12 protein-coding genes are annotated in these 15,984 nt (G+C 43.3%); 9 read left to right on the forward strand and 3 right to left on the reverse strand.

The annotated features are described in order from the left end of the window. Positions 1-24 precede the first annotated feature (24 nt). The 7 genes from ACAY00_RS05585 to cysB all read left to right on the forward strand — a co-directional run bounded on the left by ACAY00_RS05585 (position 25) and on the right by cysB (position 8,311). Positions 25-1,674: a 4Fe-4S binding protein gene (locus ACAY00_RS05585; protein WP_371378411.1), complete on the forward strand. Its 1,650-nt coding sequence runs from the start codon at positions 25-27 to the stop codon at positions 1,672-1,674. Positions 1,675-1,677: 3 nt separating this feature from the next. Beyond that, positions 1,678-2,295, forward strand: coding sequence for a molecular chaperone (locus tag ACAY00_RS05590; protein WP_371378414.1), 618 nt, complete (start codon positions 1,678-1,680; stop codon positions 2,293-2,295). Between the two features lie 98 nt (positions 2,296-2,393). After that, positions 2,394-2,588: a hypothetical protein gene (locus ACAY00_RS05595; RefSeq protein ID WP_371378417.1), complete on the forward strand. Its 195-nt coding sequence runs from the start codon at positions 2,394-2,396 to the stop codon at positions 2,586-2,588. A gap of 13 nt (positions 2,589-2,601) precedes the next feature. Then, positions 2,602-5,463 carry a formate dehydrogenase subunit alpha gene (locus tag ACAY00_RS05600; protein WP_371378419.1) on the forward strand — a complete coding sequence of 954 codons (2,862 nt, stop codon included), beginning with the start codon at positions 2,602-2,604 and terminating at the stop codon, positions 5,461-5,463. 27 nt (positions 5,464-5,490) lie between these two features. Beyond that, a complete protein-coding gene (fdh3B, locus tag ACAY00_RS05605; protein ID WP_371378421.1) occupies positions 5,491-6,057 on the forward strand; it encodes a formate dehydrogenase FDH3 subunit beta in 567 nt (188 codons plus the stop codon). Positions 6,058-6,071: 14 nt separating this feature from the next. Beyond that, positions 6,072-7,172, forward strand: a complete 1,101-nt coding sequence (locus tag ACAY00_RS05610; RefSeq protein ID WP_371378423.1) for a formate dehydrogenase subunit gamma — start codon at positions 6,072-6,074, stop codon at positions 7,170-7,172. A gap of 164 nt (positions 7,173-7,336) precedes the next feature. Further along, the gene (cysB, locus tag ACAY00_RS05615) at positions 7,337-8,311 is read left to right on the forward strand and encodes an HTH-type transcriptional regulator CysB (protein WP_371378426.1); all 975 of its coding nucleotides are present in this window, start codon (positions 7,337-7,339) and stop codon (positions 8,309-8,311) included. An 81-nt stretch (positions 8,312-8,392) separates the two neighbouring features. On the opposite strand, the gene ACAY00_RS05620 is transcribed toward cysB, so the two are convergent. The 3 genes from ACAY00_RS05620 to pabB all read right to left on the reverse strand — a co-directional run bounded on the left by ACAY00_RS05620 (position 8,393) and on the right by pabB (position 11,902). Further along, complete coding sequence (locus ACAY00_RS05620) at positions 8,393-9,769, reverse strand: L-serine ammonia-lyase (RefSeq protein WP_371378429.1); 1,377 nt, start codon at positions 9,767-9,769, stop codon at positions 8,393-8,395. Between the two features lie 100 nt (positions 9,770-9,869). Next, positions 9,870-10,445: a CoA pyrophosphatase gene (locus ACAY00_RS05625; RefSeq protein WP_371378432.1), complete on the reverse strand. Its 576-nt coding sequence runs from the start codon at positions 10,443-10,445 to the stop codon at positions 9,870-9,872. A 35-nt stretch (positions 10,446-10,480) separates the two neighbouring features. Further along, entirely contained in the window at positions 10,481-11,902 is a 1,422-nt protein-coding gene (gene pabB, locus ACAY00_RS05630) for an aminodeoxychorismate synthase component I (RefSeq protein WP_409375230.1), read from the reverse strand. Positions 11,903-12,155: 253 nt separating this feature from the next. Between pabB and ACAY00_RS05635 the strand changes: the two genes are divergently transcribed. After that, complete coding sequence (locus ACAY00_RS05635) at positions 12,156-13,685, forward strand: fumarate hydratase (RefSeq protein ID WP_371378434.1); 1,530 nt, start codon at positions 12,156-12,158, stop codon at positions 13,683-13,685. A 165-nt stretch (positions 13,686-13,850) separates the two neighbouring features. After that, the gene (locus tag ACAY00_RS05640) at positions 13,851-15,872 is read left to right on the forward strand and encodes a prolyl oligopeptidase family serine peptidase (protein WP_371378437.1); all 2,022 of its coding nucleotides are present in this window, start codon (positions 13,851-13,853) and stop codon (positions 15,870-15,872) included. Positions 15,873-15,984: the final 112 nt, after the last annotated feature.

Consider the following 15,984-nt stretch of genomic DNA (forward strand, 5'->3'; position numbering starts at 1 on the left):
TATTAAAAAGGATAGCCAAAGAAAATGAGTTTAGATCACCAACAGCTTAGGCAAGCCTTGTATGATAAGTTTCCAGCTAATACCAACTTATTAGCAGGCCATGTTCGTTACCAAAGTCAGGGCCATGTTTTACTCATAGGCCCCGAAGATTTGTGTCGGCTTGCTTGTCAATTTTTACCCGATCCTTCATCGCTAACAATTTTAGTGAATCAAGCGACAAAAAACGACGACTTACCTCGGTTAGAGCTGGCCATGCAGGTGAGTCAAGGGGTATCGGTTTATTACGATAAACTGGTTAAGGTAAACGGATTTTTAGGCCAATTTAAGGTTGACGTTGAACATCAGGGGCAGAGCGTGTCATTGGCACCGATGGCGGTTGAAAATGCTCATTTTGATATTGTAATGGATTTGGGCCAAATCCCAACGCTAGCACAAGCATTGCCTCCTCCTGGCTACTTTTACTTAGCGGACAGTGAGCAAGACTTACAACAGGTCGCGGCCTCTATTAGCGACTATATTGGCGTTATTGAAAAGCCTCGGTATGTTGAGATTAACCCAGCTTTATGCGCACATTCACGCAATGATTTGCTAGGCTGTAGCCGTTGTTTGGATGTATGTTCCGCCGATGCGATATCGATCAAAAACCTGAAGATAGAGATAAATCAACACGTGTGCCATGGCAGTGGCGAATGCACCAGTATTTGCCCAACAGGGGCAATTGCTTATCAACAGCCTCAGCCGTTATCTATGCTCCAACACGTCAGAGAGATCATTGCCAATTATTACCAACAAGGGAAATCAAAACCAATGGTGGTTTTTTATGATGACAGCGTTAATCTTGCACAAAAGTTATCGACCTTAGCCCAACATGTCCTGCCATTTACCATGGAAGAAATTGGCGCTTTAGCCATTGAACACATGTTGGCCACGCTTGCTTTGGGCGCAGAGCAGGTGGTGGTTATTTGTCATTCTCGAGATAGTGAATCCTTATTGCGCGAAAACGTGGCGTTTGCCAATTCACTGCTTGAGCATCTCGGTTATCAAGCGAGCATCCATATATACGTTGATGACAACGTCTTGTTACACCCTGTTTTAAGGGAAGATTTATTTCCAAATTCACAGTTTACCCATGTTCCCTTAGCATCGTTTGGTGCCTTAAATAAACGCGAATTGTTTTATGCTGCGCTTGACCATCTAAATCAATTTGGCAGCCAGTGTGCTGATGTGATTGCCCTAAATAACGCACCTTATGGCACTATCGAGGTAGATACCTCTGGGTGTACTTTGTGCATGGCGTGTGTTTCAGCTTGCCCAACGGCGGCATTGCAAGCCGAAATGGAGCAGCCAATTTTACGCTTTCATGAACAAGCCTGTGTTCAATGCCATTTATGTGAACAATCATGTCCAGAGAAAGTGATTAACCTTAAAAGTCAAATAAACTTGGCTGCAGATAACCGTAATCGTGCGCAAATTATAAAACAAGAACAACCTTTTCATTGCATTCGTTGCAATGAAGCCTTTGCAACAACGTCTATGGTCGAGCGCATGATGCAAATGTTGTCAACCCACAGTGCATTTGCCGCCAATCCTAAGCGCTTACAAATGTGCGCAGATTGTCGGGTAAAAGATATGGTTGTTGAGGTGATTGATGATCCTAATAAACAGTTGAGATAGGTTATGAATGTAAAGCAACAGACAACATCTAATGAGCCTTACTTTCGTCAAGATGTATATCAGTTATTGGCGGCCCTCTATCAGCAACCGCCAGCGCAAAACTTATTAGAATTTATTCAACAGTTACAGGTTCGATTTGACCATGGGGACAATCAACCGTTACTCAGTGCCTTGGCAGCCCTACAGCAACAAGCTCTCGGTGATAATGTTGAGTTATTAGAACAACAATTTTTTACTTTGTTTATTGGTCTATCTGAGGGCGAGGTCAGTCCTTATGCGAGTTGGTACCTTGATGGTCACTTAATGTCTGATTCATTAGTCAAGCTGCGTGAGCATTTAAGAGTCTTAGCCATTGTTCGAGATAAGCACAATAAAGAGCCTGAAGATCATATTACGGCAATCTTACAAGTGATGGCTATACTTATGGACACAGAGGGCGAAGATCAGCAGCTTGCATTCTTTGAGCAACACTTACAGCCGTGGTACCAAATATTTTGTAAACAGTTAATCAATAATCAAGCCAGTCCATTTTATCAAAAAGTTGGGCAGCTGACTTTCATATTCTTACAGCAAGAGCAAACGCGATTAGCACAGCGACACGTTAAGTTAGAGGCAAGATAGTCGCTTCTTAATGGTAAACAGGCTATCGCTTTGTTTGACTGCTATCACCACTTACTTTTACCTTTGAGGTAAGGGTGTAGGGTGATTTGGAAGGTCATATGAAACAAACCAATTTTCAGCAACGTCGCCATGCACTCAAGTGTATTGGTATTGTCGGTATTTCTGTTCCCTTAGCCAGTAAACTTAGCGATCATTTCGAAGGCGAACCTGTAGCACCTTCAAAGCCACAACCATCAGGCTATCAATTAACAGATCATATCAAACGATACTATCTCTCCTTACGAGATAATTAAGGTGAGGTTAGAGATGAAACTTACTAAAAAAGTCGCAATCGTCGATGCCAATAAGCCCAGCACAGAGAGCGACAGTCAGCTTAATCGGCGCCAGTTTCTAAAAACAGCTGGGTTAACAACGACCGGAGTTGTTGCGACATCGGTGTTAGGTGCCTCGATGATGCGAAAGTCATCAGCCAGTGAATACGTAAACCATGATGTTAAAACGGTTGTTAAACGTACCGTATGTAGCTCTTGTGCGGTGGGGTGTGGTATTTATGCCGAGGTTCAAAACGGGTTGTGGACGGGGCAAGAGCCGGCATTTGATCATCCCATATCTCGTGGCAGTCACTGCGCCAAAGGGGCGGCAGAGAGAGAGCATGGTATCGGCAAACGTCGGGTTAAATACCCACTCAAACTTGCGAATGGCAAGTGGCAGCGGCTCTCATGGCAACAAGCGTTAACTGAGGTCACAGATCAGATGAAAAACATTCGTCAACAGTCTGGACCCGATTCCGTGTACTTTATGGGCAGTGCGAAATTTTCAAATGAAAGTGCCTATATGATGCGTAAGTTTGCCGCCATGTGGGGCACCAATAACGTTGATCACTCTGCTCGAATTTGTCACTCAACCACGGTCGCAGGTGTCGCCAATACTTGGGGATATGGTGCGCAAACGAATACCTTAAATGATTTTCGCAATGCCAAAGCGGTGTTGTTGGTTGGCTCCAATCCTGCCGAAGCGCACCCTATAGCAATGCAACACATACTGCTGGCCAAAGAGCGGGGAGCTAAGATTGTGGTAGCCGATCCCAGATATACCCGCACGGCGGTGCATTCACATTTATATTGTCCCATCCGACCAGGCACCGATATACCATTTATTTATGGTTTACTTTGGCACATATTTGAGCAAGGTTGGGAAGATAAGGCGTTTATTGAACAGCGCGTGTATGCGATGGATGATATCCGGGCAGAAGTGGCAAAATACGATCCAGATACCGTAAGCAACATTACCGATATCCCTAAAGACGTGCTGTTTAAAGCCGCTAAAACCATCGCCGAAAACCGCCCAGGCAGTATCGTTTGGTGTATGGGGGGGACTCAACACCATATTGGGAATTCAAATACCCGCGCATATTGTATCTTGCAGTTAGCCTTAGGCAATGTTGGGGTGAGCGGAAGCGGTGCCAATATATTACGTGGTCATGACAACGTTCAAGGCGCAACGGATTTAGGGGTGCTGTTTGACTCATTGCCAGGTTACTATGGCTTAACGACTGCTGCTTGGCAACATTGGAGTCGGGTTTGGGATCTAGATTATCAATGGGTCAAGGGCAACTTTGATCAGGGTGAATATCTGGGGAGGCAGCCCATGACAAGCCCTGGGATCCCCTGTTCACGTTGGCATGATGGTGTCTTAGAAGAGAAAAAGGACATTGCGCAAGCCGATAAAATTCGTTTGGCGTTTTTCTGGGGCCAGTCGATTAATACCGAGACTCGACAAAATGAGGTACGAGACGCATTAAATAAATTAGAAACGGTCGTTGTTGTTGATCCCTACCCAACGATGGCGGCGGTTTTACATAACCGTACCGACGGCGTTTATATACTGCCAGCTGCAACCTGTTATGAGTCTTATGGTAGCGTGACCAATACCAGTCGTTCTATTCAGTGGCGCCAACAGGTGATTGAACCGTTATTCGAATCCAAACCCGATACCGAAATTATGTATTTATTGTCGCAATATTTGGGATTTTCGAAGGAGTTCACTAAAAATATTGGTAAAACGGATAATGGCTTACTTATAGAGGACATCACCCGAGAATACAATCGGGGGATGTGGACTATCGGCATGTCAGGGCAAAGTCCCGAGCGTTTGCAATATCATACTCTGCATTGGGGCGATTTTAGTTTTGAAGACTTACAGGCTAAATCTGGTGAGGTAAAAGGCGAATATTATGGTTTACCTTGGCCGTGTTGGGGAACACCTGAGCAAAAACACCCTGGCACCGCGATTTTGTATAATACCAATTTACACGTTAAACAAGGTGGCTCAAATTTTAGAGCTCGATTTGGGGTCGAGCACAACGGTGACAATTTGCTCGCAGAAGGCTCGTATTCTTTGGGGTCTGAAATTAAAGGGGGCTACCCAGAATTTAGTGGCGAAATGCTGAAACAACTGGGCTGGTGGGATGATTTAACCACGGATGAAAAAGCACAAGCAGAAGGCCGAAATTGGAAAACCGACTTATCAGGAGGCATCATTCGGGTGGCGCTTGAACACGGCTGCACGCCTTATGGTAATGCTAAGGCGCGTTGTAATGTATGGACTTTTCCAGATCCCATTCCAATTCATCGTGAACCTTTATACGCGCCTCGTCGAGATTTAGTGGCGAAATACCCCACCTATGAAGACATGCGGGTACATCGTTTACCAACCTTATACCGATCGATCCAACAACAAGATTTCACCGATAAATACCCATTGCAATTAAGCTCAGGCCGATTAGTTGAATACGAAGGTGGTGGAGAAGAAACCCGAACCAATATTTGGCTGGCAGAATTACAGCAAGAAATGTTCGCTGAAATTCACCCTGAGGATGCCGCCCAGCGGGGCATAAAAAATTGGGATGATATTTGGCTAGAAGGTGCTGAAGGTGGCAGGATAAAAATTAAAGCGATGGTCACACCGCGTGTTCATAAAGGCCTGGTGTGGATGCCGTTTCATTTTGCTGGGGTAATGAGTGGTGAAAGTTTACTGGATAAATACCCCGAGGGAACGGCACCTTATATTTTGGGGGAGTCGGCAAACACGGCGTTAACTTATGGCTATGACCCCGTCACTCAAATGCAAGAAACCAAGTGTTCTTTGTGCCAAGTAACGAGAGCGTAACGGGTCGCACTTAAGGAGATAACAACGATGGCCAAGATGAAGTTTTTATGCGATACCGAACGTTGTATTGAATGCAATGGTTGTGTCACCGCATGTAAAAATGAAAATGATAGCGCATTAGAGTGGGGGATTCAGCGTCGACGTGTAGTCACTGTTAATGAAGGCGAAATTAATGAAGCATCGATCAGTATTTCTTGTATGCACTGTGATGATGCCCCTTGTATGCAAGTTTGCCCGGCGAAAGTGATTTATAAAACCGAAGACGGTATTGTGTTGCACGACAAAGATGGATGTATCGGCTGTGGGTATTGTTTGTATGCTTGCCCTTATGGCGCTCCGCAATTTCCTCAAAATGGAAATTTTGGTAACCGTGGCAAAATGGACAAATGCACTTTTTGCGCCGGGGGGCCCGAAGAAGATCACAGTCAAGCCGAGCGTGAAAAATATGGCGCTAACCGCATTGCAGAAGGAAAACTACCATTGTGCGCGGAATTTTGTGCAACAAAGTCGCTGTTAGCTGGGGATGCCCAAGTCATTGGCGAAATCTTTGAGCAACGCGTTAATTTTCGTAATGCCAATAAAGCTCAAGACTGATAATTGGAGTTACTATGAAAAAATTTATCCATATTATGAGCACAGTGCTGGTTATTATGATTTTTTATAGTATGTCAAATAACCTCGTTTTCGGCTCTGAAAAAAGCGCAGAAAGTAAAGCGCCAGCTTATCTTCTAGTGTCCTTCGTACAGGCACAAGAAGGAACGCAAGAAGTGCCCTTTAAGGCAAATGCATTCAACCCTATCTCGCCTGAAATACGTGCGGTACTCGAATCTACCGGGGTGACAGATGTCCAAGACTGGCAACATATTGGCAGTTTGGAGCAAGGTTTTACGGTTTCAACAAGTCGTTTTCATTCCCAAACGATTAATCCCTATGATTTAACAATGCTGTCTTGGCGCAGTGATTACTTAGTCCCAGCGATTTTAGTGGCCATTTTTGGCATGATTATCCTTTTTACCTTATTTACCTTAATTAACGGCAGTGCCAAGGTCGAAGGGGGAATGAGTGGCAAAACCATCAAGCGCTGGGCAAGCGTTGATATTTTTATTCATTGGTTATGTGCGATTCCTTGTCTTTTCTTGATCATCTCAGGTGCGACCTTATTAACCGGAAAATACCTAATTGAGCCAAATGTTGGCAGTGCTTGGGCATCCATTATTTATTATGCCAAAGCGTCACACGATATTATGGTCTACCCATTTATACTGGGTTGGTTGCTGATTTGTATTCGGTGGCTAAAAACCAATATTCCTTCTAGAACCGATTTGGAATGGTTTAAAGTCGGTGGCGGTTATTTCAATATTGGTCCATTAAAGCACAAACATCCGGATTCAGGCTTTGTCAATGCTGGCGAGAAAATTTGGTATTGGACTCTTGCCTTTGCTGGCGTAGCCGTGGTCGTTTCTGGTTTCATGTTAATGTTTCCTCAAGCGTTATCGGTTAGCAGAACCGCAAGTTTAATCGCATTATTAGTTCACGCGAGTTCGGCGATATTCATAGCAGCGTTTGCCATTGTGCATATGTTTATGGCGACGATTTTAGCGCCAGGAACGTTATCGGCAATGACCACAGGCTATGTTGATCATAATTGGGCAAAACAGCATCACAATAGGTGGTTTGAAGAAGCCAACCAGATTCAGCAGGCCAAGTGAATATTATTGCATTCGTATTGTTTGTTAACGGTACTTGAATAAGGTAAATAGCTGTGATGGTTTTATTTAACCGGTTAAAAACGGCGATAATTCACTTTACCCTGTAGATTATGTAATCGTATTAATATATATTTTGATTATAAGAAAATAATTATTTATTCCATATGAAGTTACAGCAACTGCGTTACATCGTTGAAGTTTTAAACAATAACCTAAATGTTTCGGCTACCGCTGAGTCATTATTTACCTCACAACCAGGGATCAGTAAGCAAGTGAGAATGCTTGAAGATGAACTTGGTGTGCAGATATTTGGGCGCTCAGGAAAACATCTGACTCATGTAACCCAAGCCGGCGCTGATATTATTCACATTGCGGCAGAAATTCTGTCGAAAGTGGAAGGGATTAAATCGGTTTCCAAGGAATATACTCGCCCAGATGAAGGCAAGTTACGTATCGCGACCACTCATACCCAAGCTCGATATGCATTACCTGAAGTGATTAATGGTTTTGTCAAAAAGTATGACAAAGTTTCTTTGCATATGTATCAAGGTACACCTGCGCAAATCAGTGATGCTGCGGCAAAAGGGGAGGCCGATTTTGCCATTGCGACCGAGTCTTTGCACCTTTATAACGATTTAATAATGTTACCTTGCTATCATTGGAATAGAAGCATCATAGTTAAAAAAGATCACCCCTTAGCCAAAAAGTCCCATATTACCATTGAAGATGTGGCCGCTCATCCTTTAGTGACTTATGTATTTGGTTTTACTGGCCGTTCCGTGTTGGATAAGGCATTTCAGCAGGCCAATCTTGAACCTAAAATTGTGTTTACTGCCACCGATGCTGATGTCATTAAAACGTATGTTCGTATGGGAATTGGTATTGGTGTGATTGCTACTATGGCGGTAGACCCAGTGCAAGATGCCGATTTGGTGGTACTCGATGCAAGTCATTTATTTGAGCAAAGCACCACTAAGATTGGTTTTCGCCGAGGTTCGTTTTTACGCAGTTATATGTTTGATTTTATCGAACGCTTTGCTCCTCACCTTGACAAAAATGTGGTTACACAAGCCATGTTATTAAAAAACAATCAAGAAATAGAAAAGCTTATTGGACACATCAATTTACCGATTAAATAAAAAAGAGCCTTAGCTCTTTTTTATTGTTAACGCTTTTCTTGCAAATGGTATTGCGAACAACACGGTGTTGTTCGCAAGTGATTAACATTCGATGATGTTTACCGCTAAGCCACCGCGCGAGGTTTCTTTATATTTCGTTTTCATATCGTTACCGGTTTCCCACATCGTTTTGATCACTTTGTCTAACGATACTTTTTGAGTGCCGGTGCCACGCATCGCCAGCCTAGATGCATTTATGGCTTTAACAGCTCCCATCGCGTTGCGCTCGATACAAGGTACTTGTACCAAACCACCGACAGGATCGCAGGTTAAGCCTAAGTTATGTTCCATCCCAATTTCGGCCGCATTTTCTACTTGTTTCGGGTTACCACCAAGGATCTCGGTGAGAGCGCCGGCAGCCATGGAGCAGGCGACGCCGACTTCACCTTGACATCCGACTTCGGCGCCAGAAATTGACGCATTGGTTTTGTACAAAATACCAATCGCGGCTGCCGTTAACAGGTATCGAATACATTCTTCATCGGTAACCGGTTTGACAAATTTATCATAGTAACAAAGAACCGCAGGTAAAATGCCAGCCGCACCATTTGTTGGCGCCGTCACAACTTGAGAGCCAGCTGCGTTTTCTTCGTTCACGGCCAAGGCAAATAAGTTGACCCAATCCATTGCTTGTAATGGGTCGGACGATTTTTCAGCATTCAGTAAACGATACAATGAGGGCGCTCGACGTGTCACTTTAAGACCACCGGGTAATATCCCCTCTGTTTTTATACCACGCTCAACACAAGCGTACATTGCTTTCCAAATTTTGATCAGCTCTTTGCGAATAAAGGCTTCATCATTCAGGCATTTCTCGTTGGCCATCATAATCGAGCTGATGCTCAGACCATGCTCTGAGCACAAACTTAGGAGTTCGTCGGCGCTGCTAAAGCGATAGGGGCGATCAATATTAGCGTGTAATGACAAGGCTTTATTTTTTTCTTGTTCAAACTCAGTATCTTCAACAATAAAGCCGCCACCAATTGAATAGTAGGTTTTTTCTAAAATGAGCCCACTCTCTTGATACGCATAAATAGTCATAGCATTGGCATGAGCCGGAAGGGTTTTTCGGCGGTGATACACTATCGCGTCTTTTTTGGGAAACTGGATATATTTTTCATTATTTAAATGAATTTGCTGACTTGCTACCGTGGTGTTTAAAATACTATCAATGTGGTCAACGGCTATCGACTCAGGTGCTTCCCCATGTAATCCTAAGATAACCGCTTTACCTGTACCATGACCAATCCCCGTTTGTCCTAACGAACCAAACAGTTCGACTTTGATGCAGTCAACGTCTTGGAAAAGATTGTTTTGTTTTAATGACTCTATGAAACGGTTCGCCGCTCGCATAGGCCCAACTGTATGGGAACTCGATGGGCCGATCCCAATCGAGAACATATCAAATACACTTATCATAATAAAACCTGAATAAAAGAGTGTTGTTATACACTTCTAAGAAATTATGTTCGGATTCTACATTAAAGGTGAAATTATTCACACTACCAAAATGGCTTTTTTAATCTAATTTGAGGTGAGTCACTAAGTCTTTCATGATAGCCGCTGTGGCCCCCCAAATATTGTAATGTAAATATGGCATAAAATAGACAGTATGGGTATGGCCGTCTCGGTTAATGGGCACATGAAGGTGGTTACGTTCATTTATGAAATGTGAAAAGGGCACTTGAAAGACTTCGGCCACTTCGTTGCTATCAACCTTAAAATCATAATTGCTGGGGATAAAACCTAAAATAGGTGTGATCACATAGCCCGTGAGGGTTTGATACTGTGGTAACTGACCAAAAACATCAACATCACTAGGGCTTAGGCCAATCTCTTCTTGCGCTTCTCTTAAAGCGGTATGTTGCAGATTAAGATCTTCGGGTTCAACTTTTCCGCCAGGAAAACTGATTTGCCCGGGGTGGTGTTTTAAGTGACTTGCACGACGCGTTAAAATAACCTCTAAACCCTTGGTCCCTGCCACTAAAGGAATGAGCACCCCGGCTTCTTTGGCATGGCCAAGGTGTTTAAATGTTGACGGTTGCAATGACAAGTCATGAAAACTAAAACGTTGCATAAACTGCTGTTTATTCATTCTTTGCTACCTAAGTTGACACTCTAAACTCTAGGTTAGACTGACTGTTTTAATATTGGCAATATTTTATTTACTTTATCAAAGGTTTCTTGATATTCACTATCAACTTGCGAATCCGCGACTAAACCACCGCCAGCCCAACAATGGATGCGATCATGTTCACAAATGAGGGTGCGAATCGTAATGCTGGTATCCATCTTACCACACGCCGAAATATATCCAATTGAACCGCAATAAACACTGCGTCGATGGGGTTCAAGCTCTTCAATTATTTCCATGGCTCTAATTTTTGGCGCGCCGGTTATCGAGCCGCCAGGAAAAGCACCCCGCAATAAATCAGTCGCATCGTATGGCTGCGCTAACATTCCTTCCACCGTACTGACTAAATGATGTACAGCAGGGAAACTTTCAATAGCAAATAAAGATGGGACATTTACGGTGCCAGCACGACAGACTTTGGAAATATCATTGCGCAGTAAGTCAACAATCATCAGGTTTTCAGCCCGATCTTTGGGGCTGTTTTGTAGCGCAATCGCATGTTCTTGGTCAAACTTTGGGTTTTCACTTCTTGGTTTTGTGCCTTTAATCGGTTTGGTTTGTACTTTCTGTTGTTTTAACTGCAAGAACCGCTCTGGCGAAAGACTTAAAATACTGCCCTCTTCGATGCGCATAAACGCCGAAAATGGTGCTTTATTGGCTTCTCGTAATGTTAGATAGGCACTATATTCATCACCCTGATAATGGGCGCTAAAACGTTGCGCTAAATTAATTTGGTAACAATCGCCAGACAATAAATACTGTTGCACTTGGGCAAACTTTTCGGCGTATTGGCTTGCGCTCATATTTGCTTGCCAGTCACTGCTTAGGGCAAATGGATTGTTGCTAATTCGCTGTTCAATTAACGCTTGATTGGTTTCTAATTGTTGTTTTATCTGGGCAGTTAAGTGGTCAAGGTTGTTATCATGACTGAATAAGGTATAACTTTTTAGGGTTCGGTCATAGACAATGGCATGGCGATATATCCCAACCGCCATATCAGGTAAGGTGATATCGGCAACACTGGTGGCTGGCAGTCTTTCAAAGTGGCGACCTAAATCGTAACTAAAATAACCAACGGCACCCCCACAAAACGGGATCTCTGGATCTTCTTCAGTTTGTGCAAATTCTTGCTCAAGCAATGCTTTTACCAGAGCTAAAGGATCTTGGGTCGATACTTTTTTAACGCCAGTATCCGGCCAATATACTTGCGTGCTGCTAGCCTGGGTTTTGATGGTAACCGTTGGGTTAAACACCATAATGTCGTAGCGACAATCAACGTGTTCACTTTGGTTAGAATCGAGCCAAAATGCCCAGGTATCATTCGCCCAAATCGAAAATACCTGTTCAGGTAACAGCGACTGACAACAACTTAGAGGCGTTGAGTAATATGGGACTGATTTTGAAGATGTTTGATGCACGTAATCTATTCCGAAACATGTTGATATGACAATTGGCCAAGGTTATGGCAATTCGCTAGTAAATTGGCATTATTGTAACAAATATTTCAAGCCAATCGTCAAAATTGTCAGCCATATAAACGATTGAATGATGATGGAGCAACTTATGTAAGGAAAGTATTAAGAAAACAACGCGGGCGTAATGTTGTTGTTAATAGGGGGCTATTGTATGATACGCATCATCTAGTCTCATATTAATAATACCGAGAGAATCATGACTGTTATCAAACAACAAGACTTTATCGACAGCATTGAAGATGCACTTCAATATATCTCCTTTTACCACCCTCTAGATTTTGTTCAAGCGCTAGAGCAGGCTTACAACAAAGAACAATCGCAAGCCGCTAAAGATGCGATCGCACAAATTCTTATCAATTCGCGAATGTCGGCAGAAGGCCGCCGACCAATTTGTCAAGATACAGGGATAGTCACCTGTTTCGTTAAAATTGGTATGGATGTTCGTTGGGATAAAACAGATTTAACCGTACAACAAATGGTGGATGAAGGTACGCGTCGTGCTTACAACAACCCAGATAACCCATTACGTGCATCGATTGTAGCAGATCCTGCAGGCAAGCGGGTAAACACCAAAGACAATACACCATCTGTTGTGCATATTGACATGGTGCCAGGTTCTCAAGTTGAAATTATGATAGCCGCCAAAGGTGGCGGCAGTGAAAATAAAACCAAAATGGCCATGTTAAACCCAAGTGATTCGATTGCCGATTGGGTGGTTAAAACCTTACCGACCATGGGGGCTGGCTGGTGTCCACCGGGCATGCTGGGCATCGGCATTGGTGGTACCGCCGAAAAAGCTGGTGTGCTCGCGAAAGAAAGTTTAATGGATCCGGTTGATATTCAAGACCTGATAGAACGAGGTCCGCAAAATGCCGAAGAAGAACTGCGCCTTGAAATCTTTGAACGCGTTAATAAGCTTGGCATTGGTGCTCAAGGTCTCGGTGGTTTAACCACTGTGGTGGATGTCAAAATTAATTCGGTGCCAACACACGCGGCCTCTAAGCCGGTTGTTATGATCCCAAATTGCGCCGCTACTCGTCACATTCATTTTCACCTAGATGGTAGTGGACCTGCCCAATTAACCCCACCAAAACTGGAAGATTGGCCACAAGTAACGTGGGAAGTCTCAGAGAATGTTCGCCGGGTGAATGTAAACGAACTTAAAAAAGCCGATATCAGTGATTGGAAGACTGGTGAAACCGTATTGCTTACAGGGAAAATTTTAACCGGTCGCGATGCGGCCCACAAAAAAATTCAACAATTATTGGCATCCGGTGAAGGTTTACCAAAAGGCGTTGACTTTAAAGATAAATTTATTTACTACGTTGGTCCCGTTGATGCGGTACGTGATGAAGTTGTTGGACCAGCAGGACCGACAACCGCAACGCGAATGGATAAATTTACCGAAATGATGCTGGCCGAAACAGGCTTACTAGGCACCATAGGTAAAGCCGAACGTGGCCCTGCGACCATTGAAAGCATTAAACAACATAAATCCGTGTACTTAATGGCTGTTGGTGGCGCTGCTTATTTAGTCTCTAAAGCAATTAAACATGCACGTGTGGTGGCGTTTGAAGAGCTTGGAATGGAAGCTATTTATGAGTTCGATGTGGTTGATATGCCTGTCACAGTCGCGGTAGACAGCTCAGGTGAGTCTGCTCACGTCACTGGACCTGCTATTTGGAAAGCTAAAATAGAAGAACTGGATTCCGCCCTAAAGGCCTGATAAATTATATTAAATTTATAATAACAAACGCCCGTCAGGGCGTTTGTTATTATTAAGGCGGTTTTGAACAGCTTTATGTTTAGCGCCTGTTAAGCAACCGAAAAAATACAGTATGTAATCTATTTATCGGCACAACATTTTGAATATTCATATAATGAGAAGACTATGAAAAGGACATTATTTTCCATCGCAGCCGCGCTTACTTTGCCAATGACAACGTCGGTCAGTGCTGAGGTATTAACCGTTGATAAACTCAACAGTTTAAATCAACTGCACGATGTGGTGGTATCACCCGATGCGACCCAGTTTGTTTATGGTCTTAAAAAAGGCCAAGAACAAGGCACTAATCACCTATACTTGCAACAGCTCGACTCTGCAAAAGTTAAGCAGTTAACCAACCATCAGCACAGTGAACGTTCTGTTCAATGGGCAAACGATGGCAAAGGTTTATTCTTTTTGTCAAATCGCAGCGGCTCAAGCCAATTATGGTTTATTAGCACCGAAGGTGGTGAAGCAAAGCAACTGACTAACTTTGCGTTAGATATTTTGCAGTATAAATTATCGGCCAATCAACGCAAAGTCGCCTTATCTTTTAATGTGTATCCTGGTTGTAAAGATTTTGCCTGTACAGAACAAGCAATGGCAGATAAAAAAGCGCAAAAGCATAATACGCGCGCATACGATCAACTGATGGTTCGCCATTGGGATGCCTGGGAAGATGAGTTTTATAACCACTTATTTATTGCAACGCTAAACGATAAAGAGCAAACCGTTGAAGCCATTGATCTCATGAGCGACTGGCACAGCGATATTTCTGGAATGCATGAGGTGTCGTTTCACCCAGAGGGCAATGCTTTAGCCTTTACCGCCAAGGCACCGGGTAAAGATCACGCTTGGCAAACCAACTGGGATGTGTTTGAAGTTGATTTAAAAAACAATAAAATCAGCAACTTAACCGAAGACAACAAAGCTTGGGATGCGATGCCCGTTTATTCTTCGGATGGTCGTTACTTAGCTTATAAAGCGATGAAAACGCCTGTCTACGAGTCGGATAAATTTAATTTAATGCTAAAAGACTTACGTACCGGTGAAGTGCGTGATATTGCCCCTCTTTGGGATCGATCAATTGCCAGTTTTCAATTTGATACAGATAATCGAAGTGTTATTGCGGTGGCTCAAGATGTGGGCCAAAAAAGCATCTTTAAAATTGATCTACAGTTTGGTGATGTAAGCACTATTTACAGCCAAGGTTATGCCGGCTCTGTTAATGTTACTGCCAATGACGTCATCTTTACCCGCCATAATTTAGGCTCACCCAGTGATGTTTATGCTATTGGCAAAGGCGGGTATGGCTTTCGTCAGTTAACCCAAGTTAATAAAGAAAAAATGGCGGCAGTTAAATTAGGCGAATACCAACAATTTAATTTTAAAGGCTGGAATAACGAAACCGTACATGGCTATTGGGTAAAACCTGCTAACTATAAATACGGCGAAAAATATCCGATTGCATTTTTAGTCCATGGTGGGCCACAAGGTAGCTTTGGTAACATGTTCCATTACCGCTGGAATGCGCAACTATGGGCTGCCCAAGGCTATGGTGTGGTCATGGTCGACTTTCACGGTTCAACCGGCTACGGTCAATCTTTTACCGACTCAATTAGTAATGATTGGGGTGGTAAACCACTAGAAGATTTACAAAAAGGTATCGACTTTATTGTTCAAGACCAGCCTTGGTTAGATCGTAATAATGCCTGTGCTCTGGGCGCTTCTTACGGTGGTTACATGATGAACTGGATCATGGGTAACTGGAGTGATGGTTTTAACTGTATTGTGAATCACGCTGGCTTGTTTGATATGAAAAGCTTTTATAACGTAACCGAGGAATTATGGTTCCCTGAGCACGACTTTGGTGGTCCTTACTGGGAAAACAAAGAAGCCTACGATACGTTTGACCCTTCACGCTTTGTCGATAACTGGAAAATGCCCATGCTTGTGATCCAAGGTGAGCTTGATTATCGGGTGCCGTATGGCCAAAGTTTGGCCGCATTTACCACCTTGCAGCGCAAAGGTATCGAGTCGCGCTTAGTGATGTTTCCAGATGAAGATCACCACATTCGCAAACCTGATAATTTAAAAGAGTGGTATCGTGAAGTGTTTACTTGGATGGAAAAATACACCAATAAGTAATCACCTATGATTTTATTAAGGCCAGATAACCTTGTGTTTTCTGGCCTTTTTTATTGGCATCAGAGTAAATAATTGGTATAACTGTAATTATATCCAGTAATGCAAGTGCAAC

It is taken from the genome of Thalassotalea sp. 273M-4 (genome assembly GCF_041410465.1).
Lineage (GTDB): Bacteria > Pseudomonadota > Gammaproteobacteria > Enterobacterales > Alteromonadaceae > Thalassotalea_A > Thalassotalea_A aquiviva.

What these genes read in the sequence shown, in the direction of transcription:
- ACAY00_RS05620 (WP_371378429.1), bottom strand. Translation starts at nt 9,769, where the DNA reads ATGATAAGTGTATTTGATATGTTCTCGATTGGGATCGGCCCATCGAGT.
- ACAY00_RS05595 (WP_371378417.1), top strand. Translation starts at nt 2,394, where the DNA reads ATGAAACAAACCAATTTTCAGCAACGTCGCCATGCACTCAAGTGTATT.
- ACAY00_RS05600 (WP_371378419.1), top strand. Translation starts at nt 2,602, where the DNA reads ATGAAACTTACTAAAAAAGTCGCAATCGTCGATGCCAATAAGCCCAGC.
- ACAY00_RS05625 (WP_371378432.1), bottom strand. Translation starts at nt 10,445, where the DNA reads ATGAATAAACAGCAGTTTATGCAACGTTTTAGTTTTCATGACTTGTCA.
- ACAY00_RS05610 (WP_371378423.1), top strand. Translation starts at nt 6,072, where the DNA reads ATGAAAAAATTTATCCATATTATGAGCACAGTGCTGGTTATTATGATT.
- ACAY00_RS05635 (WP_371378434.1), top strand. Translation starts at nt 12,156, where the DNA reads ATGACTGTTATCAAACAACAAGACTTTATCGACAGCATTGAAGATGCA.
- cysB (WP_371378426.1), top strand. Translation starts at nt 7,337, where the DNA reads ATGAAGTTACAGCAACTGCGTTACATCGTTGAAGTTTTAAACAATAAC.
- fdh3B (WP_371378421.1), top strand. Translation starts at nt 5,491, where the DNA reads ATGGCCAAGATGAAGTTTTTATGCGATACCGAACGTTGTATTGAATGC.
- ACAY00_RS05640 (WP_371378437.1), top strand. Translation starts at nt 13,851, where the DNA reads ATGAAAAGGACATTATTTTCCATCGCAGCCGCGCTTACTTTGCCAATG.
- ACAY00_RS05590 (WP_371378414.1), top strand. Translation starts at nt 1,678, where the DNA reads ATGAATGTAAAGCAACAGACAACATCTAATGAGCCTTACTTTCGTCAA.
- ACAY00_RS05585 (WP_371378411.1), top strand. Translation starts at nt 25, where the DNA reads ATGAGTTTAGATCACCAACAGCTTAGGCAAGCCTTGTATGATAAGTTT.